Below are 24,239 nucleotides of genomic sequence, written 5' to 3' on the forward strand. Positions count from 1 at the left end.
GTACAATCGGAAAAATTGCATTCGGGTCATCAATGCTTTCCTGCATCTGATGGCCATTCTTTTCCCCTCAACGATTCTTTCCTAATAAATTATATCACCATCTACACCAATTAAAAATCATTCACCCCTATGGCTTCTCAAGGGACATGATGTCCTCCACCCTGTCCTTCATCAGAAGGTATGAATCCATAACTCCCTGGTTGTAGAATTCAGGTCCAATCTTCTCCTCGAAGAAATCGAGAAGAAGAGCTGCGGCAAGGTCGCCCAGCTCCTCTTCTCTCTCAGCCAGGAAGTAGGTCCTGATCTCTGAAATCAGCCCTTCCTTCTTTTCCTTTGAAAGCATGCTCTTCTTCGCCATCAGTGGATTACCTCGTCAACCTTTGAATCCTGGGATACCCATATGGTACCTGTATGCTCAACGCGTCCGATCCTGCATCCGCGTCCTATCGACACGTCGCCGCCCCGAACAACCTCAGCAATTGTATTCTCAAGCTCTATCCTGTCTCCCTCTATGGTCTGCACCCTGAGGACTGAGTCTCCCGAGGTAACGATCTTAAGCTTCTTAAAACTCAGGTTGAAGCCGCCTCTGTCCCTGCCCTTGTTAACTACAGTAATCCTTCCTCCGACAAGCTCCTTGATCTCAGACTCCCCTGCAAGGTCTATGTCGCAGGTTTCGCAGTTTACTGTACCTCCACAGAATATTCCTCCATGAACTGTCAGTGTCTCGCACTCCATATCAAGCCCTATTGTGGACTCTCCACTTATCCTTACATCCGTACCCTTCAGAGCACCGCGTATCCTGGTACCGCCGGCAAGGTCCATCTTTTCTCCCCTTATGCTGCCGTCTATGGATACTCCGCCGCTGATGATAATCTCATCCCCTGTTACGTCACCTGCAATCTTAACCCCACCGGTTATCCTGATTTCCCTGCTCTCAACGCTTCCGTCAATCTTAACTCCACCGGTTATATTGACAGTCTCAGCATGGATAGGGGATGTCACACTTCCTGCACCCGAAATCTTTACATTCCTGAATCTGCCACCAGAGACTACTGAAGCCCCCGTCATTATTAGGTCTCTCTCATCCATTTCAATCCCTCCTACCCAAGCTTGTGCTTGAGGTTCTCTACAGCAGTCCTTAGGCTGTAGCCAGAAACAATAGCATCAACATCAGCCTTCAGATATCCGTCAGACCTGTGAAGGAATACCATGGTCACACCCAGCTTCCTGAATATGCTTATTGCAGGGTCCTTATCCTTCAGCTCGCCATAGTTCTCAGAAACAATCCTTATGGCCTTCTCGGCATCCTCAAGTGAAAGGTTCCTCTTCTCAATCAGCTCCGATACCATCTCCATGTATAGGAGGTCCTGGAATGTGAATTCCTTCTTCCCCTGATACATGTTTGTATACAATGCCAGTATATCTTTTGAAACAATGTTCCGTAGCGCTATATCCTCACCGCTTATTACCATCTCTTCCGGCATGCTGGGAGAAAACCTTTCAGCCAAATCATCAAGAGACACATCATCCTTCATCTCCATTATCTGCTTTACCCTCTCCAGTATCCTGTCCTTCTGGAAAAAAGTCTCCTGCCCTGTATAGCTTGATTTCTTTATGAACCAGTCTTCAGGTATAAGGTTCTTCCTCTTCCACCTGTAAAGCTGACCATAGGAGATTCCAGTAAGCTCCAACAGCTCCTTCTTTGATATGAGATCTTCCATTGTCCTCACCTCTCAAGAACAATGTAACATAACATTGTTACGTTGTAAATAGTTTTTTTACACTCTAAATCTTATTTTTAAAATGGACTATTTTTGCATATAAAGTATAATTATATATATTAGTGTTTATATTAAGTAATCTATAATTGGCAATTATTATTTAATTTAAGCTTTCAGGAGGTGAAAACCATACAGAAATGTCAGAATTGCTCCGAACAGTTTACATGGAAAGCTATTCAAAAATCACTGCTATGGGGCTACAAGCCCATCAGTTGTACCAATTGCAGCAGTACACATGACATAAGCTTTATGTCCAGGATCGGATTGGTTCTTTTTACTACGGCAATACCCATGCTGCTTGTCTTTAATCCGTTGATGGATCTTCGGATTGAGATTGAAACGGCTCTCTATCTGCTTTGGGTTGTCATTGTCATTGGGATTGCTCCACTATTCGTAAAGTACAGCATTAAGTGAACTAACCCGCAAAAAAGGAAGCCGCGAGGCTTCCTTTTGCATTACGCTGTAACGAGTTCCTTCCTTACAGCCTCTATTCCTTTTTCTATTGCCAGCTTGTTCATATCGAAGAACGATGCCTTGCCATGTTCCTTAAGTGAAGCGAGAAGGACTTCCATTGGGATTACACCTATCTTCTCTACAACAGCTCCAAGGAGGATCATGTTTGCGATGGTCTTGGCACCTATTTCAGCTGCGATAGTTTGAGAAGGTATCCTTATTTCAGTGACATCCTTCCTTTCAACGCTCCTGTTGACCAGGTCACTGTCTACGATGATAAGGCCACCGGGCTTTACGATATGTTCGAACTTGTCCAGTGAAGGCCTGTTCATGACAACCAGAACATCAGGCTCTGTGATTACAGGGGCTCCGATGTCATCGTCAGAAAGGATCACCGAACAGTTGGCTGTTCCTCCCCTCATTTCAGGACCGTATGAAGGACACCATGACACATGAAGTCCGTCATCCATTCCGCCATAAGCCAGGAACTTTCCCATGGACATTATTCCCTGTCCGCCGAAGCCGGCGAAAAGTATCTCATAGGTCATTTCGCTTCAACCTCCTTGACAGCATCCATATCCTTAACAACACCAAGAGGATAGTATGGAATCATATTCTCTCTCAGCCACTTGAGGCTTTCCTCCGTGCTGAGGCCCCAGTTAGTCGGGCAAATTGAAAGTACTTCAATCAGATTGAAGCCCTTGCCTGCAATGACATTCTCAAAGGCCTTCTTTATCGCTTTCTTGGCCTTTGCTACAGCAGCCACCTTGTCAACGGATACTCTCTCTACATAGTGTGCCCCGTCAAGCTGTGCAACCATCTCAGAGAACCTTATAGGGAACCCTTGTGTCTTTACATCCCTTCCATATGGCGAGGTCTCTGTGACCTGACCCGGAAGAGTGGTAGGAGCCATCTGTCCGCCTGTCATTCCGTATATGCAGTTGTTGACGAAAATGGTGACTATCTTCTCGCCTCTTGCTGCTATATGTACTGCCTCAGCAGTACCGATAGCAGCAAGGTCGCCGTCTCCCTGATAAGTGAATACTATTTTGTCGGGATTTGCCCTCTTTATTCCTGTAGCGACAGCAGGTGCCCTTCCATGGGCAGCCTCGAACATGTCACAGGCGAAATAGTCGTATGCAAGTACAGAGCATCCTACAGGAGCGACTCCTATGGTCTTGTCTATGATGTCGAGCTCCTCAAGTACCTCACCCACAAGCCTGTGGATGATTCCATGCGTACAGCCCGGGCAATAATGGGTGGGAACATCGAGCATGCCGGTTGTCGGCTTGAAAAGCACCTTCATTTCCTGGTTTTCCATGTTATCCCCTCCCCGTTATTTCTCTTACTTTTTTCATGATGTCCTTAGGCTCAGGAATCATGCCGCCAGACCTTCCGTAGAAGTATACAGGCTTCTGGCCTTCGACAGAGAGCCTTACGTCCTCTACCATCTGGCCTTCGCTCATCTCTACGCTCAGGTATCCATACTTCACGTCCTTCACTGTCTCAGTGAATGCCTTGACAGGGAACGGCCAGAGCGTTATAGGTCTTATCAGTCCAAGGTTCAGGCCTTCAGCCTTCGCCATCTTGATTACATTCTTGCATATCCTTGATGTGGTGCCGTAAGCGACCATGATGAGGTCTGCATTTTCTGTGTTGAACGACTCGTACCTTGTCTCGTTCTCCTTCATCTTTTTGAACTTAGCCTGGAGATGGTGGTTGTGCACTTCAAGCTCTTCAGACTTCAGGTAAAGGGAATTCACCACGTTATGGGTAGCCCTGCCATTCCTGCCATTAGCTGCCCAGGTCTTTTCAGGAAGTACCCTTGTGGTAGTCCTCTCCTTGAACTCAACCGGCTCCATCATCTGGCCAAGCATACCGTCACCCATAACCATTACAGGGGACTTGTACTCGTCAGCCACATCAAAGGCTTCCTGGATAAGGTCTACCATCTCCTGTATCGATGCCGGTGCATATACAGGCATGTTATAGTCGCCATGTCCGCCGCCCTTTGTAGCCTGGAAATAGTCCGACTGTGCGGGCTGTATGCTTCCAAGTCCCGGGCCGCCTCTCACGATATTTATGATTAGGCATGGGAGCTCAGCTCCCGCAAGATACGATATTCCTTCAGCCTTCAGGCTTATTCCAGGTGAAGACGAGCTCGTCATGCACCTTACTCCGGTACCTGCTGCACCGTAGACCATGTTGATGGCTGAAACCTCGCTCTCAGCCTGCAGGAATACTCTTCCAAGAAGAGGCATCTTCCTTGCCATATACGCCGCGACCTCAGTCTGCGGAGTTATCGGATATCCGAAGAAGCACTTGCAGTTTGCACGAATGGCAGCCTCACCGATTGCTTCATTCCCTTTCATGAGAACCTTCTCGCTCAATTTCCCCACCCCCTATTTATACACTGTGATACAAAGATCAGGACACATTCTTCCACAAGATGTGCAGCCTATGCACTTCTCCATGAGCTCCTCCGGTATCCCCGCCGGTCTGTAGCCCTTCTCGTTGATTCTCTCCGTGAAGGAAATTATCTTCACAGGACAAGCGATTACGCACTGGCCGCAGCTCTTGCACCTTTCTTCCCTGAACACTACTTTTGGCATTTGCTCTCCTCCCTAATTATCGCCATGGCGGCTTCATGTATATGTCTATGGGCAGGATCTCGCCCTTTATCCTTTCTTTGACCTCGTCAACCAGGTCTCTCCTCACCACCGTATACGCTACCGGCAGCCCTGTGGCTTCTGATATCTCGAAGACCTTCTCCTCGCCGGAGATGATGTCCTCTGCTGTAGTTTCATATGACAGGTTGGTGTTTGATATCAGCTTCGTCACCTTCAGCCTTGAGCTCCTCTCGATGCTCTCCATGTACTCCATGACCGACCTTCCGTCAGACGTAAGGGGTCTCAAAGTATTTACCACGAAATACATCTCATAGGGCTTGTCCTTCAAGTGCGCGTTGTACTGGCCAAGGACCACTGCACCCATGTCGTCTCCGCCGATATCCATGATGACGCAGGAATCCTCTCTGTAGAAGGCTCCAGACACCTGACGCGGAACCACCATGAGTTCTGCATTGGAGAGGTGCGGACTGGCAGATACCAGCTCGATCCCCTCGGCTTGCAGCTCATCCCTGAAATCCCTTATGCAGAAGTACGGGTTCACGATGTCGATGTCAACAAGGACTACCTTTTCCCCTTCCTTCCTGAGCTTCTTCGACAGGTTCAATGCTATCTCAGATTTGCCGCTGCCGAAATGCCCGGTTATGATTATAAGCTTTTCCAAGTTCTTCAACCCTTTTTTATATTTATCCGGAATCCGGATGTTTTCCACCTATAATTTTACATTAAAACGGTTACAAAGACCAATTTTTATATTTATTATGAATAGCTTAAAATACCTGCGATTTTATGTGCTGAGATTCTTAAAATCTATTATTTGATAAAATTATGGTTACTTTTCTATTAACTTCCGAATATTAGATTGCAAAATAACATTTTCATCAAAAAATTATTTTTTTGTATCAAAAGGCGGGACAAGTGTCCCGCCTTGAAAATCAATATGTCTTTGCCTCTTCTTCGCCATTCAGGACCCTTAAGGCAGCTTCTGAGAGTGCAAGAAGCTCATCCTCTCCGGGATATACCACAACCTCAGCAATAAAGCCAACGCTCTGCCTTATCATCTCAACGATGCTCTTCGACCAGGCTATGCCGCCGGTAAGAATTATTGCATCTACCCTTCCCTTGAGTACAGCAGCATTTGCTGCGATATCCTTCGATACCTGATATGCCATGGCATCGAATATGAGCCTCGCCTGTCTGTCTCCAGACTGGGCAAGATTATCCACAGCCCTTGCATCATTAGTCCCAAGATAGGCCACAAGTCCGCCTCTTCCTGTTATCTTCTTCCTTATCTCCTGCTGTGAGTACATACCTGAGAAGCACATGTCTACAAGCTGACCTGCCGGCAGTCCCCCGCTTCTTTCAGGTGAAAAAGCACCTTCACCATCCAGGGCATTGTTGACATCAATTACCCTTCCCCTGTGATGAGCTCCAGTTGATATTCCTCCGCCCATGTGGCAGACGATGAGGTCCAGGCTCTCGTATTCCCTACCGGTCTCCTTGGCATATCTCTTTGCCACAGCCTTCTGGTTGAGAGCATGGAATATGCTCCTCCTCTTGATCTCAGGCATACCGGAAATCCTCGCGACCTCCTGCAGCTCATCGACTACAACAGGGTCCGCTATGAAAGCTTCCTTTCCTGTCTCCTTCGCAAGCTCATGCGCCAGGACACCGCCGAGGTTTGAAGCATGCTGCCCATAGGCGCCGGACTTAAGGTCAGAAAGCATCTCCTCGCTGATCCTGTAGGTTCCGCTTTCGATTGGCTTTAGCAGTCCGCCCCTGCCCACGAAGGCGTCAAACGATCCGAGCGGTATTCCCTTCTCCTCGAGATAGCCTGTTATGGCCTTCACCCTGAAGCCATACTGGGAGAAAATGTCAGGATACTGCTCAATTTCCTTTGCGTCATGCCTTAGGGTAACAGAGCTCTCCTCGGTAAGGTCATTGTATATGCCAATCTTTGTTGATGTTGAACCCGGATTGATTATAAGAAGCTTCTTCAAAATACGCCCTCCTGTGCCATTGCCTGCATCGCAGCAAGCGCCATTGAGTTAACCTTCGATTCAAACGAATCAGCTCTTGATGTAAGTATGACAGGAGCCTTGGCTCCAAGGAGTATTGCTCCCAGCCTGCAGTCAGCTGTATATGTGAAAGCCTTGTAAAGTACGTTTCCAGCCTCTATGTTAGGCATGAGGAGGATATCAGCCCTTCCGGCAACCTCGCCCTTTATGCCCTTGTGCTCAGCAGCTTCGATGCTTATGGCATTGTCCAAGGCAAGAGGTCCGTCAACAAGACACCCTTTTATCTGTCCTCTCTCATTCATCTTGGAGAGCATAGCAGCATCAAGAGTCGCAGGCATCGCATCATTTACAACCTCTACAGCGCATACCGGTGCAACCTTCGGCACTTCCACTCCCAGACTGTGCATAAAGTCTACCGCATTCTCAAGAATTGCCTTCTTCTCCTTCAGAGTCGGAGCTATTGTGAATGCCGCATCTGTTACCACAAGCAGCCTGTCATAGCCCTTGATCTCGAATACTCCTACATGGCTTATGAGGTCTCCCTTCCTGAGCCCGTTCTCCTTGTCGAGGACTGCCCTGAGAAGGCTTGCAGTATCAACCAGCCCCTTCATCAGCATATGCGCCTCGCCGTTCCTGACAAGGGAAGCGGCAACTAATGCAGCTTTCTTCGGGTCCTTTTCCTCTATCACCCTGAAGCCTGATACATCAAGCCCCTCGGCCTCTGCAATCTCACGTATCTTTTCTCCGTCACCCACAAGTATGGAATCGCATATGCCAAGCTCCCTGGCCTTTACCACAGCAGAAAGTACTGCATCATCCCCTGCAGCTGCAACCGCTGCAGTCTTCATGTTTCCAGTCCTTATCTTCTCATAGATCTCATCAAAGCTTTTCATCCAATAATCTCCTCCTCATAGCTCAGCGGCGTCTCTTCACCGTCAAGCACCCTCTTGGCACCCTCAAACAGCGCCCTCATCTCGTCTTCACCCGGAACTACGACTACAGGCGCAAGGAATCCCACATATGATGAAATGAGGGATGTCATGTATGCGCTGTAGGCAAGTCCGCCTGTAAGTATTATGCATTTGACCTTACCCTTGAGGGCGGCAGCTGCCGCTCCGATTTCCTTTGCCACATGGTATCCCATGGCGTCGTATATGAGCTTGGCATTCTCGTCGCCCTCATCTATCATCTTCTCAACCTTCCTCGCATCATTGGTGCCAAGGTGAGCCAGAAGTCCTGACTTCCTCTGGAGAAGCCTCAGAAGCTCCTTCTCCTCGTACTTTCCGCTGTAGGCAAGCTTCACTACGCCAGACAAAGGCAGGGTTCCGCTCCTCTCAGGCATGAGAGGCCCTCCCTCATTGGCGTTGTTTACATCAGTAAGTCTCCCAGCCTCTACTGGTCCTATGGAGAAGCCGCTGCCAAGGTGAGCCACTACGAAGTTATCACTGGAAAAGTCGTAGCCCTTATCCCTGCAGACCTTTCTCACTACTGCCTTGATGTTAAGGTAGTGGGCAAGGGAACCCCTTTCGATGCCAGGAAATCCAGTGACCCTTGCAAGCTCGTTCATCTCGTCACAGGAAACCGGGTCCACAATATATGCATTTATCCCTGCTGAATCAGCCATCTCCTTCGCGATTATCCCACCAAGGTTAGATGCATGCTCTGTGATCTTTGCATCCTTGAGGTCGCCAAAAAGGGCATCGTCCACCAGGTAGGTTCCGCACCTTATGGGCCTTACTATGCCTCCCCTTCCGACTATGGCAATAAAGTCATCCTTAGACAGTCCCTTGCCTCTAATCCATGAGGATATTGCTTCCCTTCTCAGTGGAAGCTGCTCGCTTATATGCCCGAAGCCTGAAAGCTCTCCGGGGTCATGCTCTATGATGTCGGAATAAAGCGCTACGGACTCGCTGCTGAAAATGGCCACTTTCGTGGAAGTGGAACCGGGATTGATTACCAATACATACTTCAATCAATATCACTCCCTCTTTGTTCTTACATTCTAATTCTACTAAAATCCTTTACAAAATGAAATAGGAAATGACCACTATATTGACAGAAGAATTTTTGATTATCTGATAATATTTTCCTGCAAAATAATTAAATCGGCAATGCATCGCATTGCCGATCTATTATCTCCTTGGCTTGTACCTACTCATTATGCTTTCAGCTGCCTTTATTCCGTCGACCGCAGCAGATACTATGCCGCCGGCATAGCCAGCACCTTCACCGGTCAAATAAAGCCCGCTGCAGGATATGCTCTGAAGCTCATGGCTTCTCACAATCCTCACCGGAGCGGAGGTCCTTGTTTCTACCCCTGTAAGCACTGCACCATTTTCAGCGAAGCCTTTGATCTTGACATTGAAGTCAGTAAGGGCCTCCCTCAGCCCCTTGGTCACAGGGTCCGGGAGTACCCTGCCGATATCAGCAAAGCATACTGCCGGAACATATGTGGGAGTTACCTCACCAAAAGATGTGGAAACCTTACCTTCAATGAAGTCAGATACCAGCTGTACCGGTGCTGTGTAATTTCCACCACCAGCTTTATAAGCCCTCTCCTCGATCATTCTCTGGAACCTGATCCCGTCGAGAGGATGATTGCCGTAGTCATCAGGAGTCACTGATACCACTATGGCAGAATTGGCATTCCTACCATCCCTCGCATGGTAGCTCATGCCGTTGACAACAAGCCTTCCATCCTCGCTGGCGGCAGGCACCACGAAGCCTCCGGGGCACATGCAGAAGCTATAGGCGCCCCTTCCGTCTGAAAGCTTCCTTGTAAGCTTGTATTCAGATGACCTGAGCCTTTCATGACCCGCCCATTTACCGTACTGGTTTCTGTCGATGAGCTCCTGAAGGTTCTCTACCCTGGCTCCCACTGCCATGGACTTCGCTTCCATCTCTATGCCTTTTTTGAACAGCATCTCATATGTATCCCTTGCGCTATGACCTATGGCAAGCACCAGGGCCTCTGCTGGAACTTCTTTGCCTGACACCTTGGCTGACCTAACCCTTCCGCCATCCATTCTGATGTCTTCAAGCTTCTGCCTGAAGGCTATCTCTCCTCCGAGAGACTCAATCTTTTTCCTCATGTTCCTGACTACGTTCTTCAGAATGTCAGTCCCTACATGAGGCTTTGAAAGGTATTCTATCTCCGCCGGCGCTCCTGCCTCGATGAGCTCAGACATGACCTCCCTGACCCTCTGGTCCTTGATTCTCGTGGTGAGCTTTCCATCAGAGAAAGCACCCGCTCCGCCTTCACCGAACTGTATGTTGGATTCAGTATCCAGCGGTCCTCCTGCCATGAAAGCATCCACAGCCGCCGTCCTCTTGTCCACATCATCTCCACGTTCTATCACAACAGGCTCATACCCATGCTTTGCGAGGGTCATCGCGCAGAATATTCCTGCGGGACCAAAGCCTATGATCAGAGGCTTCTCATGAAGGACCTCCGTTCCGTAAGACACAGAAGCCCTGGGCTCCTCGACATACAGGGATGCGTCCCTGTTCCTCGCCCGAAGCAGTACCCTCTCATCATCCTTTGTCTCCACCATTACGCTGTAGGAAAGCTTCACCTCGCTTCCCCTGGCATCAATGGATTCCTTCAGTATCCTAAATGACAATCTATCCTCTGCTGAAAGCCTCAGGGCCTTTGCTGCCTTTGACCTTAATGCCTCCCATGGCTCATCCAGGGATAGGCTGATTGAATTTATCCTGATCATATTTCCTCCATAGAAAAAGCCCTCACGGGCTTTTTCATCAGTTTTGGTCTATGCTTATCGTTACACTCACATTTTCAGGGTTAAGCTTCTCCAGGACAGCTCCCTCAGGAAGCCTTACCTTCGGTACAAGCTCGTGTCCGCCAGCTTCAAGACCTGCAAGGTCAAGCTCTGCGAATATGCTACCTTCTGCTATGGCATCAAGGACGCCCTGCGGACCCCGTATTGATATGGATATGCTCGCAGGCGTTACGGATGCAAGAAGGCCTTCTTTAAGGTTTACGGTCTTTATCTCAACATTGAGGTCCCTGGTACCCTGCACCTCAACCACTGCTGCCACCTCGACACTTGATTCTCCGCCTACTATATATATCCCATCAGGTACTGAGATAGGAACAAGGAAGCTACCGCTTGCAGTTATCCCCCTGAGATTTATTTTCTCAGTATCTATCCTTGTAATGATTCCAAGCAGATCCTCAGGTCCCGCTATGGTAATCGACTGCTTGACCGGGGTAAGCGACATAAGGCTCAGACCATCGCTCATGGTACCTGTTGTTACAGGATTAATGACCACGCTCTTCGTCCTGTATACTCTGGCTGAGAACTGCACTTCTCCCGGTTCAGCCTCCACATGCTGTACAACGCTTCCGCCCTCATCAACTGGAACAACATCAACTGAAACATCCAGGTCTTTGGACAGGCCTTCACTTGTACCCTGTATTATGAGCTTCACAACCTTCTCCACATATTCCGAAGGTCCCTTGATCTTGGCAGTCGTCGGAGTAACCGACGACGGAGCCGCGAAGTATCCTTCAGCGGTCTTAACAGTGTACTCGCTGATTACCGGGACTTCCTTCTCCACAAGTTCATCCAGGCGGACAGTTGCCTTCAGGTTCCTGCTCTTTGTGATGTCAACGTTCTGAGGATAAAGCGTAATGTCAACAGGTAGCTCATTTATACCCTTCATGATGTCATAGCCGCTCATGTCCACCTCCACCCTGAAATCAGTGGGAAGTGCCCTGTAAACTGTTGATGCAGGACCCGTGATCGACAGGTTTACAGTTAAGGTCTGCCCGGGTACGAGCACCAGAGACTGATCAGCGAGACTTTCCGTATTTACCAGCCTTACGCCAACATTGTTGATCCTTACGGTCTTCGTCGGATTTTCAACATTTGTGAGGTAGATCCAGAGGCCGAATGACATGATAAGGGATACTATCTTGATCAGGAGGTCGTTTTCTTTATTTTTAGCCATTCCTTGATCCTCCCCCTTATCGACTCGTCCTTCCCTTCCTCCTTCTTCAATATCTTAGTTAGTATTGCCTGAAGCCTTTCCCTGTCATAGTTCCTCACAAGCTTGCCGTTTACCGCCAGGCTTATGGTCCCTGTTTCCTCAGAAACAACCAGCACTACCGCATCAGATACCTCGCTAAGGCCTATTGCAGCCCTGTGCCTTGTACCAAGCTTCTTGCTGATTTCCTGGCTTCCTGTAAGGGGAAGCACACATCCCGAGGCTATTATCCGGTTCATCCTTATTATGGTGGCTCCGTCATGGAGCGGAGTGTTCGGTACGAATATGTTCTCCAGGAGGCTTGCAGAAACCACTGCATCCACTATGGTACCTGAACCGAGGATTTCTCCGAGGCCTGTAGTCCTTTCAATGACAATGAGTGCTCCGGTCTTTGATTCTGACAGGCTGTCCACAGCATTTGTGATTTCCCTGATTACCTTCTCTATTGATTCGTCCTGTCTTGGGACTCCTCTTTCAGTGAATGCCGACCTTCCTATGTGCTCGAGCACCCTTCTGATTTCAGGCTGGAATATTATGATCATCGACAGTACGCCGATTGTTATGGTCTTCGAGATTATGGTATACACCATGGTAAGGTTAAGTATGTAGCTTACCGGTATCAGAAGAAGTATGAGGAGTATTCCCTTAAGCAGCTGCTCAGCCCTCGTCTCCTTGATTATCTTATATGCCCTGTATATCAGGTAAGCAACCATAAGAATATCTATGATCGATGTAATGTTGATGTTCTTCACTGTATTCAGTATCACATTCAGATTTTCCAAGCTGCCACCTCCCTGGTAAAAAAGTATACAAATAAATTATACATTATTTGATACCCGTTTTCCCCTTTTTAAGATAAAGTTATGGGAATGATTGGAAAAAATGACTAAAAAAACAAGCCCCGCTGAAAGCGGAGCCCTGAATTCCAAATATCCTATCTGTTCCTGGTTATGAATCCCTCGAGGTCTGATTTAGGTCTGAAGCCTATTATCTGGTCTACAAGGTCTCCGTTCCTGAAAGCAAGAAGCGTGGGTATGCTTCCAACCCTGTACCTTGAAGCCAGCTGCGGGTTATTGTCCACATTGACCTTAAGGAACTTCACATCGTCATTCTCCTTGTCAAGCTCTTCAAAAAGCGGTGCCAGCATCTTGCATGGTCCGCACCATGGCGCCCAGAAATCAACAAGAACCAGGTCCTCAGTGCTTGAAAGCTCTTCAGCGAATTCTACATGGCTTACATCATTTATCATTTCATTACCTCCGGATTTTTCTCATGTCATCATTATACAGGACTTCAGAGTTTTGTGAACCCCGGATTTTTCCAAAGTACCATCACTTTCCCTCAGGAGCCTTCCACATCAACGATAAGAATTTTTCCATCCCTTGATCCCACAGTGAAGGTAAGCCTGAAGTCACGATTACCTAAAAGCTCGCCTGAGGTATTGAAAACAGCGGCACCTGCAACTCCCTGGATGTTTGTGAATCCCTTGAAGGTCATGCCGGTAACCTTTGAAACCGACTCCCCTTCGGTGAGCATGAAAAATTTCTCATAGGCCTCGATGGACATATGCTCGCCTATCGTCTCTATGTTTCCTTCCTTCCACAGGACTATGAATTCTCCCAGAAAATCCTGCCTTACAGACATGAGCTTCCTTCTGGACATACCTGTCATGAAAAGAGGCACAGTCACAAGAAGCAGAAAGGCGGCAATGACAAGGAGAGTCCTTGCATTCTTTGAAAGTCCAGGACTCTTTCTCCCGTTTTCAAGAAGCCCTGACATCATTTCCTCGCGTGAAAAATATTCCCTGCAGGCCGGGCAGGCTTCAACGTGACTGAGTACGGCCGCCTTTTCAGTCCTGGTCAGGTCCGCTCCCCTGTATGCTGTTATATGCTGTCTGACCGACATGCAATCCACAAAATCACCCCAAAAATCTTCATCATTTTGATGATACGGCATCCTAAGACAATATTCAACAAACAGCGCGAATTTTGTCAACATGAAAAAAAGCGTTAAAAATAGACACTGCAATTCGACAAATTGCACTGCCTTCCTAAAAACGTTTTCAGTATATGCATGGAACCGATCCGAAATCGGTTCTCTGTCAGCCTAGTTAATGTCAAGCCATTTCAACGCATCAGCCTTCATGATCAGGTCAATGGATTCTCCCGGGCAGTGGCTGCTTTCGCCGCCTCTTCTTACAAGTACATATCTGTTGTTCTTTGTCCTCATGAGAATTTCTTCATATCCGCAAGGATCACCGAAGGTTCCTGACGTCACTCTCTTTATCAGGAGCGCGTTGTCGAGGCTAGGTATCTTCTTCTCCGCCATTGTTCATCCCTCCTTTCATTCATAGCGATAACCCTATTATACCATCAACATCAAAAAAACTAAAGTACCTTATATTGCAGTACTTGTAAACGTATACTATAAGCATATAAAAGAGGCTTCCCGTTAGAGAAGCCTCCTTGCATAATCTTCCTATTCTTCGTTCAGGATGAGCTGCTTCGCCCTCAGTATGGATGATGCAGACATTGAGAATTCATCAAGTCCGTACTTTACAAGCGTTGAAATTGCAGTTTCGTCTCCAGCCATCTCGCCGCACATTCCACACCACTTGCCCTGCGAATGAGCCCCGTCAATGGTCATCTTTATGAGCCTGAGCACAGCCGGATGCATCGGGTCGTAGAGGTATGATACCTTTTCGCTCATCCTGTCTGCAGCCAGAGTGTACTGGATAAGGTCGTTGGTTCCTATTGAGAAGAAATCAACATACTTAGCCAGCTCGTCCGCCATTACGGCAGCGGCAGGTATCTCGATCATTATTCCCCACTCTACCTTCTCACTGAACTCCTTTCCTTCTGCCTTGAGCTCTGCCTTGCATTCATCGACAAGCTTCTTGGAATCAAGGAATTCATTAAGTGATGAGATCATCGGGAACATGACCTTCAGGTTTCCGTATACGGAAGCCCTCAGGAGCGCCCTCAGCTGTATCTTGAATATGTCTGTCCTGTCCAGGCAAAGCCTTATGGCCCTGTAGCCTAGGAACGGATTCATCTCTTCAGGCATTACAAGATATGGAAGCTTCTTGTCTCCGCCAATATCAAGGGTCCTTATGACAACAGGCTTATCTCCCATTTTCTCAAGGACATACTTGTAGGACTCGTACTGCTCATCTTCGGTAGGCATCTCTTCGCGGTCCATATAAAGGAATTCGGTCCTGAAAAGTCCGATTCCGTCTCCGCCGTTCTCGATGACCTTAAGGACATCCTCAGGCTTTCCGATATTGCCGGCGACCTCGACTCTCTTTCCTGATTTCGTAACGGTCTTGGTATCCCTGAGCTTCATGAGCTCCTCTTTTTCCTTCTCGAATACAAGCTTAAGAGCCTTGTATTTCTCTATGGTATCTTCATCTGGATCGATTATTACAGTTCCTTCGATACCGTCAACGATCAGCATGTCTCCCTGCCTGACTACCTCGGTTATGTCACCAAGACCGACTACTGCAGGAATTTCAAGTGTCCTCGCCATGATTGCGCTGTGTGAGGTCTTTCCACCAATGTTCGTAAGGAAGGCCGTAACCTTTGTCCTGTCCAGCTGAGCCGTATCGGATGGTGTGAGGTCATGTGCGATTACTATCGTATCAGGCTCGTCAATTTCTATGCTCTCATCGATTCCTGCCAGATTGTTCATGAGTCTCTTGGCTACGTCCTTGATGTCCGCTGCCCTCTCCCTCATGTACTCGTCTTCCATGGATTCGAATATCGCCACATATCCTGAAGTCACGACATGAGTAGCCTTCAGTGAATTGATGGAGTTGTTCTCTATTTCGCTTTCAATGGCACCAATGAATTCAGGGTCATCAAAAAGCATCAGATGGGCATCAAATACCTGTGCCTTCTCCTCGCCCAAATCTATAAGCGCCTTGTCCCTGATCTTATGCAGCTGGTGCTTCGATTTGTCAGCAGCTCTCTTAAGTATCTCCTTCTCAAGCGGTATGTCGCTAACTCTGGAATCACTGATTTTAAGCTCCACATGTTTCTTGATGTATGCTTTGCCGATTGCGTACCCCTTTGATGCGGCAATTCCTGTCTTCATCGATATTCCTCCTAATATTTTTCTGTTGTTATATAGTTATTTGGATTGAAAATCCAATCCATTTTACCACAAAAGCATATTGTATTATACCCTGCGCACCTTATCAGCTGTTTCCTCGAGATAAATTTTAATCTCATGCCTGATGTATGATTCGATTTCAGTATCCACGTGCCGTTTTTCAGTGCTGCATTTCACGCGTTCATCCCCGCATATGCAGCATTCTCTCGGAGCATAACCCATCTCAAGCCTCGAAATCGGGAACTCCTCCTGGCACTCATAGATGTCAATATCAGAGAACTTTCCCAGAGGATGGCTCTCTTCGGTGAACACTGCATTTTCCTTGTAGATATGTGCATCACCCCTGACCACGAAAAGTATTTCACGGGTAACCCCGGACTCGTAGGTCTCCTCGAAGAGCAGCTTGTTTCCTAAAGTCCTCTTCAATGCCTTCTCAAGCTCTGAAAGGATGATTCCCTCCTCCGGACTCCCTTTCATGGTTACTGGCAGGTCCGCTCTTAGCGCCACTACAGGCATCTGGAACATCTCATTCAGGCTTTCTATCCTTTTGTCCTTGACCTTCCTGATGTAGATAAGTGGCGAGGCTGAGCCTTCCATGACCTTCATAGTTCTCTTCTCATTCTCCAAATCAGTTCTTTCCCTTCTTCGCTCTCCAGGTATTTGACTGTATTCTCGGGTATCATTCCATAGGCTTCCTCTATCCGGTCTTCAGTGAGTAACTTCCTCACTACCGATGCGCTGACGGGGGTCCCGTTTTGCTCCAGCCTATCTACAGTCCTTGATTCCAATGAGCTTTTTTTCATCAGTTCCCTGAGCTTGCTGTTGTAGACTTCAGTCACTTCATCCGTAGGCTCGGATCCGAAGAATCTGACATCTATCGCCAGGTCTCTTGCAATCTTGTCTATGAAAAGGCCACCGTCCAATTCGGTATAGACGCCCAGCATTTCATCGCGCTTCTTGATGAAATATGTCGGGAAAGTCGCCTTCGATATGATGTAGGGTCCTCCCATGAGGACATGGACATTTGGAAATTCCTTGAGTTCGTTCTTGACGATCCTGTACCTGTCCTCGAAAGGGAACAGCGAGCTGTCTTCCTGGACAACGAAAACAAGGAGGTCAGAAACCTCTCTTGATGCGGTCTCGACAAGATACCTGTGACCGTTAGTCATTGGGTTGCAGTTCATTACAACTGCTCCTCTTCTGCCTTCCTTTTTCGGGATCTTCTTCTGGATCCTTGAAATCCAGTTGGAATAGCTTCCGAATCCACCCTCCATGAGGCACGCCCTCTCGGTGTTGTACACGAGTACCATACCCAAAGCAGCGAATATCAGGATGTTCTCAGGAGTAGTGAAGGCAAAGTAGGAAACATACCCCTTGTCAGACAGGTATTGCACCAGTCCGTTGAAGATCAGGCGGGCCAGACCTTCATGCTGATGGTCAGCATGCACGAAGAAATATTTCAGCGTATTGCCCTCCACCGATCCAGTGGCTACAATGGCACCTTCATGCCTGACGACCATGGTAAGGTCGCACCTTGAGTAGACCACCTCGAATGACTTCAGGAAATCGCTGACTTCCTCAAATTCAGTTTTGTCGTTGATGTTGACTTCTTCTGCGAAATAAATCATTTTCACCACCTGAATAGCAGCAGATTGATCGGAAATGGTTTCAGCCCTTCCCTGCCAATAAAGCAAGAATTCGGACTTCATCCCTCTAATTATATCACAGCAGCCGTGCAATGTAGCAAAAAGGAAATGTAACTAAACTGCTAACACTGCAAATTTTAAAACTTGAAAAAGGAACATTGAAATCGAAGGGATAACATCATTTGGTATATCGTAATATACTAAATCATGATTTACTTTATTACGATATACCAAACAAGTTTGCTTACCCATAATCCATTTAGCAATGATAATTCAGTAATCATTGCTATTAGTCTAATTTCGGAATGTGATCCCAAAAAACTAACTTGGCAGACACTTTATCGGCCAATCGTTATCACCATTTTACTCCGAAGCCTCATCCGTATGGGAGCTTTGCACCATCATCCAGTGAATTGAAAAGGTGCCGGCGATTATCCACCAGCACCATCATCCTATTCGATACAATTATCCTGCAATGCCAGATTACACTGAGTAAAAACCGCCTCGAATTCGGAAGTGCCTGTTCAAAGGTAAAATTTATGTTCTGTAAACTCCTATTCCAGCGACTTAAGATAAGCAGCCCTTCCAGTCTCATACAGGTCTTCGCCTCTTGAGTCGATGATGACAGTTGCTGGGAAGTCAACAACCTCAAATTCTCTGATGGCTTCAGGTCCCAGCTCCTCGTAGGCAATGACCCTTGAAGCCACAATCGTCTTCTTTATGAGGGCTCCGGCTCCGCCTATGGCTGCAAAATAAACTGCGCCATGCTCCCTTATCTTCGCCTTAACTGCGTCGTTCCTCTCGCCCTTCCCGATCATTCCGAGAAGACCAAGGTCAAGAAGCCTTGGCGTATAGGCGTCCATTCTCAGGCTTGTTGTAGGACCTGCAGAACCTACGGGCTCGCCTGGCCTTTCCGGCGTCGGCCCCACATAGTATATGGCAGCTCCCCTGATGTCAAACGGCAGCTCTCCGCCGTTATCGAGCAGCTCAATCATCTTCTTATGGGCAGCATCCCTTGCGGCATACAGCTTTCCTGAAATCAGGACATTGTCTCCCGGCTTAAGGCTCTCAAGGGACTCTCTGGTGAATGGGGCATTTATCCTTATATCCATTAAAGAGTAACCTCCTTGTGCCTTGTGGCATGGCAGTTTATGTTCACTGCAACAGGCAGCCCTGCGATATGGGTCGGGAACGTCTCAATAGCAACCTTCAGCGCCGTTGTCCTTCCACCGAAGCCCTGAGGTCCTATGCCAAGGCTGTTTATCTTCTCCAGCAGCTCCTTCTCCAGCTCGCAATAGAACGGGTCAGGGTTGCACTCATCAAGGCTCCTCATCAGAGCCTTCTTCGCAATGTATGTGACCTTGTCGAATGAGCCACCTATGCCCACTCCTACAACCAATGGAGGGCAGGCGTTAGGTCCTGCCAGCTCAACAGTCTCAATGACAAAGTCCTTCACACCCTGAAGGCCGTCAGATGGCTTAAGCATCTTGAGCCTTGACATGTTCTCGGATCCGAAGCCCTTTGGAGCAACCATGATCTTAAGTGAATCTCCAGGAACTATCTTGTAGTGTATTATTCCCGGTGTGTTATCCCCGGTGTTCTTCCTCGCAAGCGGGTCTCCAACAACCGATTTCCTAAGCAGGCCATCTTTGTAGCCTTCCCTTATGCCCTGGTTTATCGCGTCATCAAAGCCACCTCCTGTTATATGGACCTCCTGTCCTATCTCAACGAAGACAACCGCCATCCCCGTATCCTGGCACATTGGCACATTCTCAGTATCCGCAATCTCAGCGTTCTCTATGATCCTTCCCAGAGTGTCCGTTGCGAGCAGCCACTTTTCATTCTCCTTGCTCTTCCTGAGCGCATCCGCCACATCCTTCGGCAGATGGTAGTTTGCTTCCATTACAAGCCTTCTGATCTCAGACGTGACCAGAGCAGCATCAATTCCCTTCATTCAAGCACCTCCTTATTCTCCCATGATTATACTATAATGATCCTCTTTTTTACACAGAGCAGAGAAACGCCGGCAGCAATTGCAGCCGGCGCTGATTTATCTTATTCTTCCTGCCAAGGCAAGAACCCTGTTCATCTCGTTATTAACTATCATATAGCCTTCATCAAAGCCCATTCCCGGCTTTGCCAGTGTCTGCCTGGCACCGCAGGCCATTGCTATGTTCACGCAAACTTCAGCGCTCCTGTTGGTCTCATTGCAGGTACCACCAAGATAAGCACCGATGCCCTTTTCCTTGCAGTATAGAATCGCCTTGATGGAGTTGTTCACTCCTCCAAGGTCAGGAGTCTTCACCTGTATCATGTGGCCTGAACGGTTGTCAGCGAAATAGATGACATCCTCATATGTGTTGCACCATTCATCCGCAACAAGCTCAACATTTATCCCACGACTGTCAAGGAGTGCAGTGAGGTCCCTTAAGGCCTCCATCTGTTCCTTCCTGCCGCCTTTGTCCATTGGCCCCTCAATCCTTAGCCTGAAGGGTCTTGCAGCCTCCTCAAGGGTCTTGAGGTAATCAGCCATCCTGTCCATATCCTGGTTGAAGAGCATGCCTATGGTCCCATAGACGTCTATGTGGAATATGGGGCTATAGTTATCCTCTTCCCTATGGAGAAGCACCCTGTCCCTCAGCCACTCAATGTAGGCCTTGAGGATTTCACCATGCCGTCCGAGCTTCTCGTCGATATTATTGATGAGGGCATGGGGCATGACATCAGCGCCCTTTATTATCATCTTGTCGGCGTTGGTATACCTGTCATCCCCGCTCTGTGCAAATATTGGGATCCTTCTTAGCTCAACCCCGGTGGAATATTCTTCCTTTACGACCTCTGCCATGGTTAGCCTTCTGCTCCTTGAAGCTGCGTCAAGCAGAGCCTGGGTGACACCGTACCTTACAGCTGTATGGAGCTTCTTCCCGTTAACCTCTATTGAGTCGATCTCATCTGCAAGCACACGGAATGAAGATGCATCCCTGTTTAGCAGAGCGTCCCTGACCTCGCCTTCTATGAGCGGTATGAAGTCTTTCGCAAGGAACAGGGGGTCCCTTCCTCCTGCTCCTGAATACTGTACTGCAGCGCAGTCTCCGTAAGCAACCTCTCCATTTTCAAGTATCAGCATTACCGAGATGCTCTCCCCCGGAACCCTTATGCTTTTGAAGCCTTCAGTTGTGGGCTCACCGGTATATATGAAACCATCGTGTCCGGCTCCTCCTACAATGGCTTTCTGGTCGTCAAAGTAGAATCCGGTCTTTCCTTCTGAACAAACTAAGTCTACAATCCTCATTTTTCACCATCCTCCGGTCTTCCGATAAGCATTCCCTTTCCCACTGCAAATATGTCATCAACTGTCATCTGGAAGCCGACCTTCCTGTGTTCAAAGGTTCCCCTCTCATCAAGCTTAGCCTTGTTGAAATCAAGGAGTTCCTTGGACAGAGGTACGTTGCCTGCGTTCAGGTACCTTACTGAACCTGTGTTGTCCCTTGCCGGCATCATCTTTCCATGATTGTATTTTGATGGTGCAAAAGGCACATCTATTAACCCAAGCCTAAAGCCCTCTACAACTCCCCTTGCGAGGTCACCCTTTCCTACCTCGATCACCTTCTCTATCATGCAGGCAGTCTCAGCCTTGATGATCGTTATCTCAGCAGCCAGCTCCTTGCTCATCGGCATCGTCTGCCCCTTGAGCATGTTAAGGGTCATCTTGGTGTCCCTTATCCCCTGTGCGTTCGCTTCCTTAGTCGGTATTCCAAGAGCCTCATGGGGCGTCTTGACTATGACCTTGGTTGCACCTGCAAGAGCTGCTGCAGTTGAGCCCAATGAGATCACACCAAAGGCCTTTGCCTCATCCTCGGGGAATCCTCCCATCCACTGGTGGAAAACTGTCGTAACATACACTCCGTCATATCCGAACCTGTGAAGGTACTCGTTAGTCTGGCTTTCAAGGGCCCTGATGGCTGCAATGTCCTGTATAAGGTTTCCGCATTGGCCGTAGCCTACTGTAATGTTCTTCACTCCCTGCTCTGCAGCAAGAAGAGCTTCAATTATCGCCACCGCATTGGAGGTTGATGGCGGTACGAGCGTCCCTGTAAGAGGTCCGAATGGCTCCCTGTTGAGCTCGATTCCTCTCTCCTCGTAGTACCCGACAAGCCTGTCGCAATACTGCCAGTCGGTTATGGTCTTCTCCATGGAAACACTCTTAGCATACGGTATGTTGTAGCTAATTCCTCCGCCTTCATTCGACGTCCAGCCTGAAGCATGGATTATCTCAGACAAAAGCCTCGCATCCGGTGTACCGTGCCTTGCCTGCACCGGCACATGGACCGCCTCGAATACCCTCCTGCAGCCAGCAACCCCATGGTTGACCGCAGGGAATCCATTCAGCATTGACCTTCCAAGCCTTTTGGATTCCTCTATTCCTACCTGACACTCATCATACCTGTTCTGTCTTGTGTAGGAATCAATGGTTGAAGGCAGAAGGTCAGCCCCCCCTTCCTTCTCAAGGTGGAGAAGAAGTTCGATGTGGTCTTCTATAAGCGCGACTCCTGCCCTTGGCTGGGCCAGGGTAATACCTTCCTCTTTGGCTTTCCTGAGCTTTTTAGCCACATTCTTCTCGTCAGGCACCTTCTTCAGGTACTCCACAGCTTCATTAAGGTCTACGTCTTTTCCGGTCGGCCAGTGCGTCAGCACGTCCTCCCTTATCCTCATGAATTCTTCCTCTGTAAGCTTCCTGTTCCTTAGATTCATATCCCCCACTCCTAACAGCTAAACATATATTTCTTCAGCATTCTTAAAGCCTTTTCACTGTCTATCATTGCAAGCAGCCCCATTGCTGACAGGATGTAGTCCCTGTCGTACAGGAATCCCGGACGCCTCGGCTTCAGGGAATCAGGGTCGTCCATTGTAAACACTGAAGCCCTGAGGATCTCCTTCGGATTCCTGCTGTACACTATTACCCCGCCAGTACCAATGACATAGGGCAGCTCAGACAGGTCCTTGCCTTCCTGAGCGAACATCATTCCAAGCGGAGAATAGATGGCAGTCACAGTGCCAGCATGCCTCTTCATTGACATGTCGCAGCAGATTTTTGCCATTCCTTCATCAAACTCAATGTCGGCTTCTTTTGTTGAGACGAAGGCCGTATTGTCGTGACGCCTCGAAAACTCCTTTTCGTAATCAAACTTCCCCTCGTCCAGGTATTTACGCACAAGTCTTCTGCCAGATGCCTCATAAAGAGACAGGGCAGAATATCTCATCCCAAGATCCCCCTCAACAGTCCTTTTTGAGAGAGGTTCAAGAAGTCCGCGCAAAATAACAGAGGGCTTACTTGGCGCCCCTTCGGCTATGGTGTGGACGTCTGTAGTCGCACCACCAATGTCGATTATCGCAAGGTCACCTATACCCTCCATATCCTTGGTACCCATGGACAGAACCTCCGCTGCCTTAAGGACTGCAGCCGGAGTCGGCATAAGGATGCCGCTGATCATGCCTTCCATTCCTGACATGCCCTTGGCCTTGACTATCCTCTTCATGAAGATGGTCCTTATGGTCTCCCTTGCAGGAAGCACATTGATATCATTAAGGCTCGGCATGACATTTTCCGTCATATGATAATCTATGGCATTGCCAAAAATATCCCTGATTTCATCCACCGCACTCTTGTTGCCGGCGACCACCACAGGAATCCCGATTTCAAATTCTCTGATCATCTTCGCATTGTGAATAATGACCTCCGAATTTCCGCCATTAGTGCCACCTGCCAAAAGGATCATGTCAGCGTTCGATTCCTTTATCTCCCGCATCTCATCTTTGTTCAGCTTGAAGCTGTATACCCTGATGACCCTTGCTCCTGCTCCGAGAGCTGCCCTTTTGGCCGCTTCTGCTGTCAGCTCAGGAACCAGTCCTATGGCGATTATCTTCAGGCCCCCTGCAGCCGATGAACACGCAAGCTTCCTTATGTAGTTAAGCTCTCCTGCCTTGCCTTCAAGCTCCTTCATCGCATTCAGGTAGCCTTCCTTAACATCAGTCTCTACTGTTGTATATGCCTTGCCCGTTGCAATTACCTCATCGGCATTCGCATCCACAGCAGTGAGCTTTGTATAGGTGCTTCCGAAATCAATGAAGAGATACGCATCCCTCATGCTATGCCCCTAACGCTTCTTCTGCAACTCCCAGGTCCTCCCTGAGGTCGTGGATCGCCGTGTCAACCGTTGTTCCCGGGGGATAAACCCTGTCGAAGCCCATGCTTTCAAATCTTGCCTTGACCTCGCTGAAGTCCTGCTTTCCTACTACAATGTTTCCACCAACGTAGAGCAGTATGTCCTTAAGTCCTGCCTCGTCGCACTTTTCTCTCATTCCTCTGCAGTCGATCTCTCCATGGCCATACAGCGATGACACCATTATCACCTGGGCATTGGTCTCAATTGCCGCATTGATGAAATCCTCCTGTGGTGAAAGCACCCCAATGTTAACAACATTGAAACCTGCCTCGGTCAATGAATAATCAAGTATCTTGTTGCCCACTGCATGACAGTCAGAGCCTATAACTCCAAGTACTATTGTCTTCTTTTCCATCTTAATCGCTCC

At 48.3% G+C, this 24,239-nt stretch carries 27 protein-coding genes; 1 reads left to right on the forward strand and 26 read right to left on the reverse strand.

The features are described from left to right. Window positions 1-127: 127 nt before the first annotated feature. From J2Z34_RS07590 to J2Z34_RS07600, 3 genes are read right to left on the reverse strand one after another with little or no spacing between them, the layout of a single operon-like run. A complete protein-coding gene (locus J2Z34_RS07590) occupies window positions 128-358 on the reverse strand; it encodes a DUF2164 domain-containing protein (RefSeq protein ID WP_209459270.1) in 231 nt (76 codons plus the stop codon). Further along, entirely contained in the window at window positions 358-1,089 is a 732-nt protein-coding gene (locus J2Z34_RS07595) for a bactofilin family protein (protein WP_209459271.1), read from the reverse strand. Before J2Z34_RS07595 ends, J2Z34_RS07590 begins: the two co-directional genes overlap by 1 nt. 11 nt (window positions 1,090-1,100) lie before the next feature. Then, window positions 1,101-1,721, reverse strand: coding sequence for a DUF4004 family protein (locus J2Z34_RS07600; protein WP_209459272.1), 621 nt, complete (start codon window positions 1,719-1,721; stop codon window positions 1,101-1,103). 180 nt (window positions 1,722-1,901) lie between these two features. On the opposite strand from J2Z34_RS07600, the gene J2Z34_RS07605 reads away from it, so the two are divergent. Beyond that, entirely contained in the window at window positions 1,902-2,195 is a 294-nt protein-coding gene (locus tag J2Z34_RS07605) for a TIGR04104 family putative zinc finger protein (protein WP_209459273.1), read from the forward strand. 41 nt (window positions 2,196-2,236) lie between these two features. Here the strand turns inward: J2Z34_RS07605 and J2Z34_RS07610 are convergent, their stop codons facing one another. The 23 genes from J2Z34_RS07610 to glmS form a co-directional block, all read right to left on the reverse strand. Further along, a complete protein-coding gene (locus tag J2Z34_RS07610) occupies window positions 2,237-2,782 on the reverse strand; it encodes a 2-oxoacid:ferredoxin oxidoreductase subunit gamma family protein (protein ID WP_209459274.1) in 546 nt (181 codons plus the stop codon). Next, entirely contained in the window at window positions 2,779-3,540 is a 762-nt protein-coding gene (locus J2Z34_RS07615) for a thiamine pyrophosphate-dependent enzyme (protein WP_209459374.1), read from the reverse strand. The genes J2Z34_RS07610 and J2Z34_RS07615 overlap by 4 nt, the downstream gene beginning before the upstream one ends. Before the next feature lie 16 nt (window positions 3,541-3,556). Next, the gene (locus J2Z34_RS07620; protein WP_209459275.1) at window positions 3,557-4,624 is read right to left on the reverse strand and encodes a 3-methyl-2-oxobutanoate dehydrogenase subunit VorB; all 1,068 of its coding nucleotides are present in this window, start codon (window positions 4,622-4,624) and stop codon (window positions 3,557-3,559) included. A 12-nt stretch (window positions 4,625-4,636) separates the two neighbouring features. After that, entirely contained in the window at window positions 4,637-4,846 is a 210-nt protein-coding gene (locus J2Z34_RS07625) for a 4Fe-4S binding protein (protein WP_209459276.1), read from the reverse strand. Between the two features lie 16 nt (window positions 4,847-4,862). After that, entirely contained in the window at window positions 4,863-5,525 is a 663-nt protein-coding gene (locus J2Z34_RS07630) for a nucleotide-binding protein (protein ID WP_209459277.1), read from the reverse strand. Window positions 5,526-5,796: 271 nt separating this feature from the next. Beyond that, window positions 5,797-6,864 carry a butyrate kinase gene (gene buk / locus J2Z34_RS07635; RefSeq protein WP_209459375.1) on the reverse strand — a complete coding sequence of 356 codons (1,068 nt, stop codon included), beginning with the start codon at window positions 6,862-6,864 and terminating at the stop codon, window positions 5,797-5,799. Beyond that, window positions 6,858-7,772 (reverse strand): phosphate butyryltransferase, encoded by a 915-nt coding sequence (gene ptb, locus J2Z34_RS07640; RefSeq protein ID WP_209459278.1) that lies wholly within the window; start codon window positions 7,770-7,772, stop codon window positions 6,858-6,860. Before ptb ends, buk (J2Z34_RS07635) begins: the two co-directional genes overlap by 7 nt. Continuing rightward, window positions 7,769-8,851, reverse strand: coding sequence for a butyrate kinase (gene buk / locus J2Z34_RS07645; RefSeq protein ID WP_209459279.1), 1,083 nt, complete (start codon window positions 8,849-8,851; stop codon window positions 7,769-7,771). The genes ptb and buk (J2Z34_RS07645) overlap by 4 nt, the downstream gene beginning before the upstream one ends. Before the next feature lie 160 nt (window positions 8,852-9,011). Then, a complete protein-coding gene (locus tag J2Z34_RS07650; protein WP_209459280.1) occupies window positions 9,012-10,601 on the reverse strand; it encodes an NAD(P)/FAD-dependent oxidoreductase in 1,590 nt (529 codons plus the stop codon). A gap of 37 nt (window positions 10,602-10,638) precedes the next feature. Continuing rightward, window positions 10,639-11,853 (reverse strand): CdaR family protein, encoded by a 1,215-nt coding sequence (locus J2Z34_RS07655; protein ID WP_209459281.1) that lies wholly within the window; start codon window positions 11,851-11,853, stop codon window positions 10,639-10,641. Continuing rightward, on the reverse strand, window positions 11,823-12,671 hold the full coding sequence (gene cdaA / locus J2Z34_RS07660) for a diadenylate cyclase CdaA (RefSeq protein ID WP_209459282.1): 849 nt from the start codon (window positions 12,669-12,671) through the stop codon (window positions 11,823-11,825). Before cdaA ends, J2Z34_RS07655 begins: the two co-directional genes overlap by 31 nt. Window positions 12,672-12,823: 152 nt before the next feature. Then, complete coding sequence (gene trxA / locus J2Z34_RS07665) at window positions 12,824-13,138, reverse strand: thioredoxin (RefSeq protein ID WP_209459283.1); 315 nt, start codon at window positions 13,136-13,138, stop codon at window positions 12,824-12,826. A gap of 92 nt (window positions 13,139-13,230) precedes the next feature. Further along, window positions 13,231-13,794: a zf-HC2 domain-containing protein gene (locus J2Z34_RS07670; protein WP_280922314.1), complete on the reverse strand. Its 564-nt coding sequence runs from the start codon at window positions 13,792-13,794 to the stop codon at window positions 13,231-13,233. A gap of 201 nt (window positions 13,795-13,995) precedes the next feature. Then, window positions 13,996-14,217 carry a hypothetical protein gene (locus J2Z34_RS07675; RefSeq protein WP_209459285.1) on the reverse strand — a complete coding sequence of 74 codons (222 nt, stop codon included), beginning with the start codon at window positions 14,215-14,217 and terminating at the stop codon, window positions 13,996-13,998. Window positions 14,218-14,367: 150 nt separating this feature from the next. After that, window positions 14,368-15,984 (reverse strand): phosphoenolpyruvate--protein phosphotransferase, encoded by a 1,617-nt coding sequence (gene ptsP / locus J2Z34_RS07680; protein ID WP_209459286.1) that lies wholly within the window; start codon window positions 15,982-15,984, stop codon window positions 14,368-14,370. 84 nt (window positions 15,985-16,068) lie between these two features. Continuing rightward, window positions 16,069-16,629: a citrate lyase holo-[acyl-carrier protein] synthase gene (locus tag J2Z34_RS07685; RefSeq protein WP_209459287.1), complete on the reverse strand. Its 561-nt coding sequence runs from the start codon at window positions 16,627-16,629 to the stop codon at window positions 16,069-16,071. Further along, window positions 16,605-17,630, reverse strand: a complete 1,026-nt coding sequence (locus tag J2Z34_RS07690; RefSeq protein ID WP_209459288.1) for a nucleotidyl transferase family protein — start codon at window positions 17,628-17,630, stop codon at window positions 16,605-16,607. Before J2Z34_RS07690 ends, J2Z34_RS07685 begins: the two co-directional genes overlap by 25 nt. A 572-nt stretch (window positions 17,631-18,202) precedes the next feature. Continuing rightward, a complete protein-coding gene (locus J2Z34_RS07695; protein ID WP_209459289.1) occupies window positions 18,203-18,760 on the reverse strand; it encodes a Fe-S-containing hydro-lyase in 558 nt (185 codons plus the stop codon). After that, on the reverse strand, window positions 18,760-19,602 hold the full coding sequence (locus tag J2Z34_RS07700) for a fumarate hydratase (RefSeq protein WP_209459290.1): 843 nt from the start codon (window positions 19,600-19,602) through the stop codon (window positions 18,760-18,762). The genes J2Z34_RS07695 and J2Z34_RS07700 overlap by 1 nt, the downstream gene beginning before the upstream one ends. Before the next feature lie 96 nt (window positions 19,603-19,698). Next, on the reverse strand, window positions 19,699-20,940 hold the full coding sequence (locus J2Z34_RS07705) for a methylaspartate ammonia-lyase (RefSeq protein WP_209459291.1): 1,242 nt from the start codon (window positions 20,938-20,940) through the stop codon (window positions 19,699-19,701). Beyond that, window positions 20,937-22,400: a methylaspartate mutase subunit E gene (locus tag J2Z34_RS07710; RefSeq protein ID WP_209459292.1), complete on the reverse strand. Its 1,464-nt coding sequence runs from the start codon at window positions 22,398-22,400 to the stop codon at window positions 20,937-20,939. Before J2Z34_RS07710 ends, J2Z34_RS07705 begins: the two co-directional genes overlap by 4 nt. An 11-nt stretch (window positions 22,401-22,411) precedes the next feature. Beyond that, window positions 22,412-23,794, reverse strand: a complete 1,383-nt coding sequence (gene glmL / locus J2Z34_RS07715) for a methylaspartate mutase accessory protein GlmL (protein ID WP_209459293.1) — start codon at window positions 23,792-23,794, stop codon at window positions 22,412-22,414. Between the two features lies 1 nt (window position 23,795). Next, the gene (glmS, locus tag J2Z34_RS07720; RefSeq protein WP_209459294.1) at window positions 23,796-24,227 is read right to left on the reverse strand and encodes a methylaspartate mutase subunit S; all 432 of its coding nucleotides are present in this window, start codon (window positions 24,225-24,227) and stop codon (window positions 23,796-23,798) included. Window positions 24,228-24,239: the final 12 nt, after the last annotated feature.

This window comes from Youngiibacter multivorans (assembly GCF_017873395.1).
In the GTDB taxonomy this organism is placed as follows: Bacteria; Bacillota; Clostridia; order Clostridiales; family Clostridiaceae; genus Youngiibacter; species Youngiibacter multivorans.

Coding starts and splice junctions, on each gene's coding strand:
- J2Z34_RS07700 (WP_209459290.1), bottom strand. CDS start 19,602: ATGAAGGGAATTGATGCTGCTCTGGTCACGTCTGAGATCAGAAGGCTT.
- J2Z34_RS07690 (WP_209459288.1), bottom strand. CDS start 17,630: ATGATTTATTTCGCAGAAGAAGTCAACATCAACGACAAAACTGAATTT.
- J2Z34_RS07675 (WP_209459285.1), bottom strand. CDS start 14,217: ATGGCGGAGAAGAAGATACCTAGCCTCGACAACGCGCTCCTGATAAAG.
- J2Z34_RS07595 (WP_209459271.1), bottom strand. CDS start 1,089: ATGGATGAGAGAGACCTAATAATGACGGGGGCTTCAGTAGTCTCTGGT.
- J2Z34_RS07705 (WP_209459291.1), bottom strand. CDS start 20,940: ATGAGGATTGTAGACTTAGTTTGTTCAGAAGGAAAGACCGGATTCTAC.
- J2Z34_RS07590 (WP_209459270.1), bottom strand. CDS start 358: ATGGCGAAGAAGAGCATGCTTTCAAAGGAAAAGAAGGAAGGGCTGATT.
- glmS (WP_209459294.1), bottom strand. CDS start 24,227: ATGGAAAAGAAGACAATAGTACTTGGAGTTATAGGCTCTGACTGTCAT.
- ptb (WP_209459278.1), bottom strand. CDS start 7,772: ATGAAAAGCTTTGATGAGATCTATGAGAAGATAAGGACTGGAAACATG.
- J2Z34_RS07610 (WP_209459274.1), bottom strand. CDS start 2,782: ATGACCTATGAGATACTTTTCGCCGGCTTCGGCGGACAGGGAATAATG.
- J2Z34_RS07650 (WP_209459280.1), bottom strand. CDS start 10,601: ATGATCAGGATAAATTCAATCAGCCTATCCCTGGATGAGCCATGGGAG.
- glmL (WP_209459293.1), bottom strand. CDS start 23,794: ATGAGGGATGCGTATCTCTTCATTGATTTCGGAAGCACCTATACAAAG.
- J2Z34_RS07670 (WP_280922314.1), bottom strand. CDS start 13,794: ATGTCGGTCAGACAGCATATAACAGCATACAGGGGAGCGGACCTGACC.
- J2Z34_RS07695 (WP_209459289.1), bottom strand. CDS start 18,760: ATGGATATAAGGATAAATGCCCCATTCACCAGAGAGTCCCTTGAGAGC.
- J2Z34_RS07625 (WP_209459276.1), bottom strand. CDS start 4,846: ATGCCAAAAGTAGTGTTCAGGGAAGAAAGGTGCAAGAGCTGCGGCCAG.
- ptsP (WP_209459286.1), bottom strand. CDS start 15,984: ATGAAGACAGGAATTGCCGCATCAAAGGGGTACGCAATCGGCAAAGCA.
- J2Z34_RS07655 (WP_209459281.1), bottom strand. CDS start 11,853: ATGGCTAAAAATAAAGAAAACGACCTCCTGATCAAGATAGTATCCCTT.
- J2Z34_RS07615 (WP_209459374.1), bottom strand. CDS start 3,540: ATGAAGGTGCTTTTCAAGCCGACAACCGGCATGCTCGATGTTCCCACC.
- J2Z34_RS07600 (WP_209459272.1), bottom strand. CDS start 1,721: ATGGAAGATCTCATATCAAAGAAGGAGCTGTTGGAGCTTACTGGAATC.
- trxA (WP_209459283.1), bottom strand. CDS start 13,138: ATGATAAATGATGTAAGCCATGTAGAATTCGCTGAAGAGCTTTCAAGC.
- J2Z34_RS07710 (WP_209459292.1), bottom strand. CDS start 22,400: ATGAATCTAAGGAACAGGAAGCTTACAGAGGAAGAATTCATGAGGATA.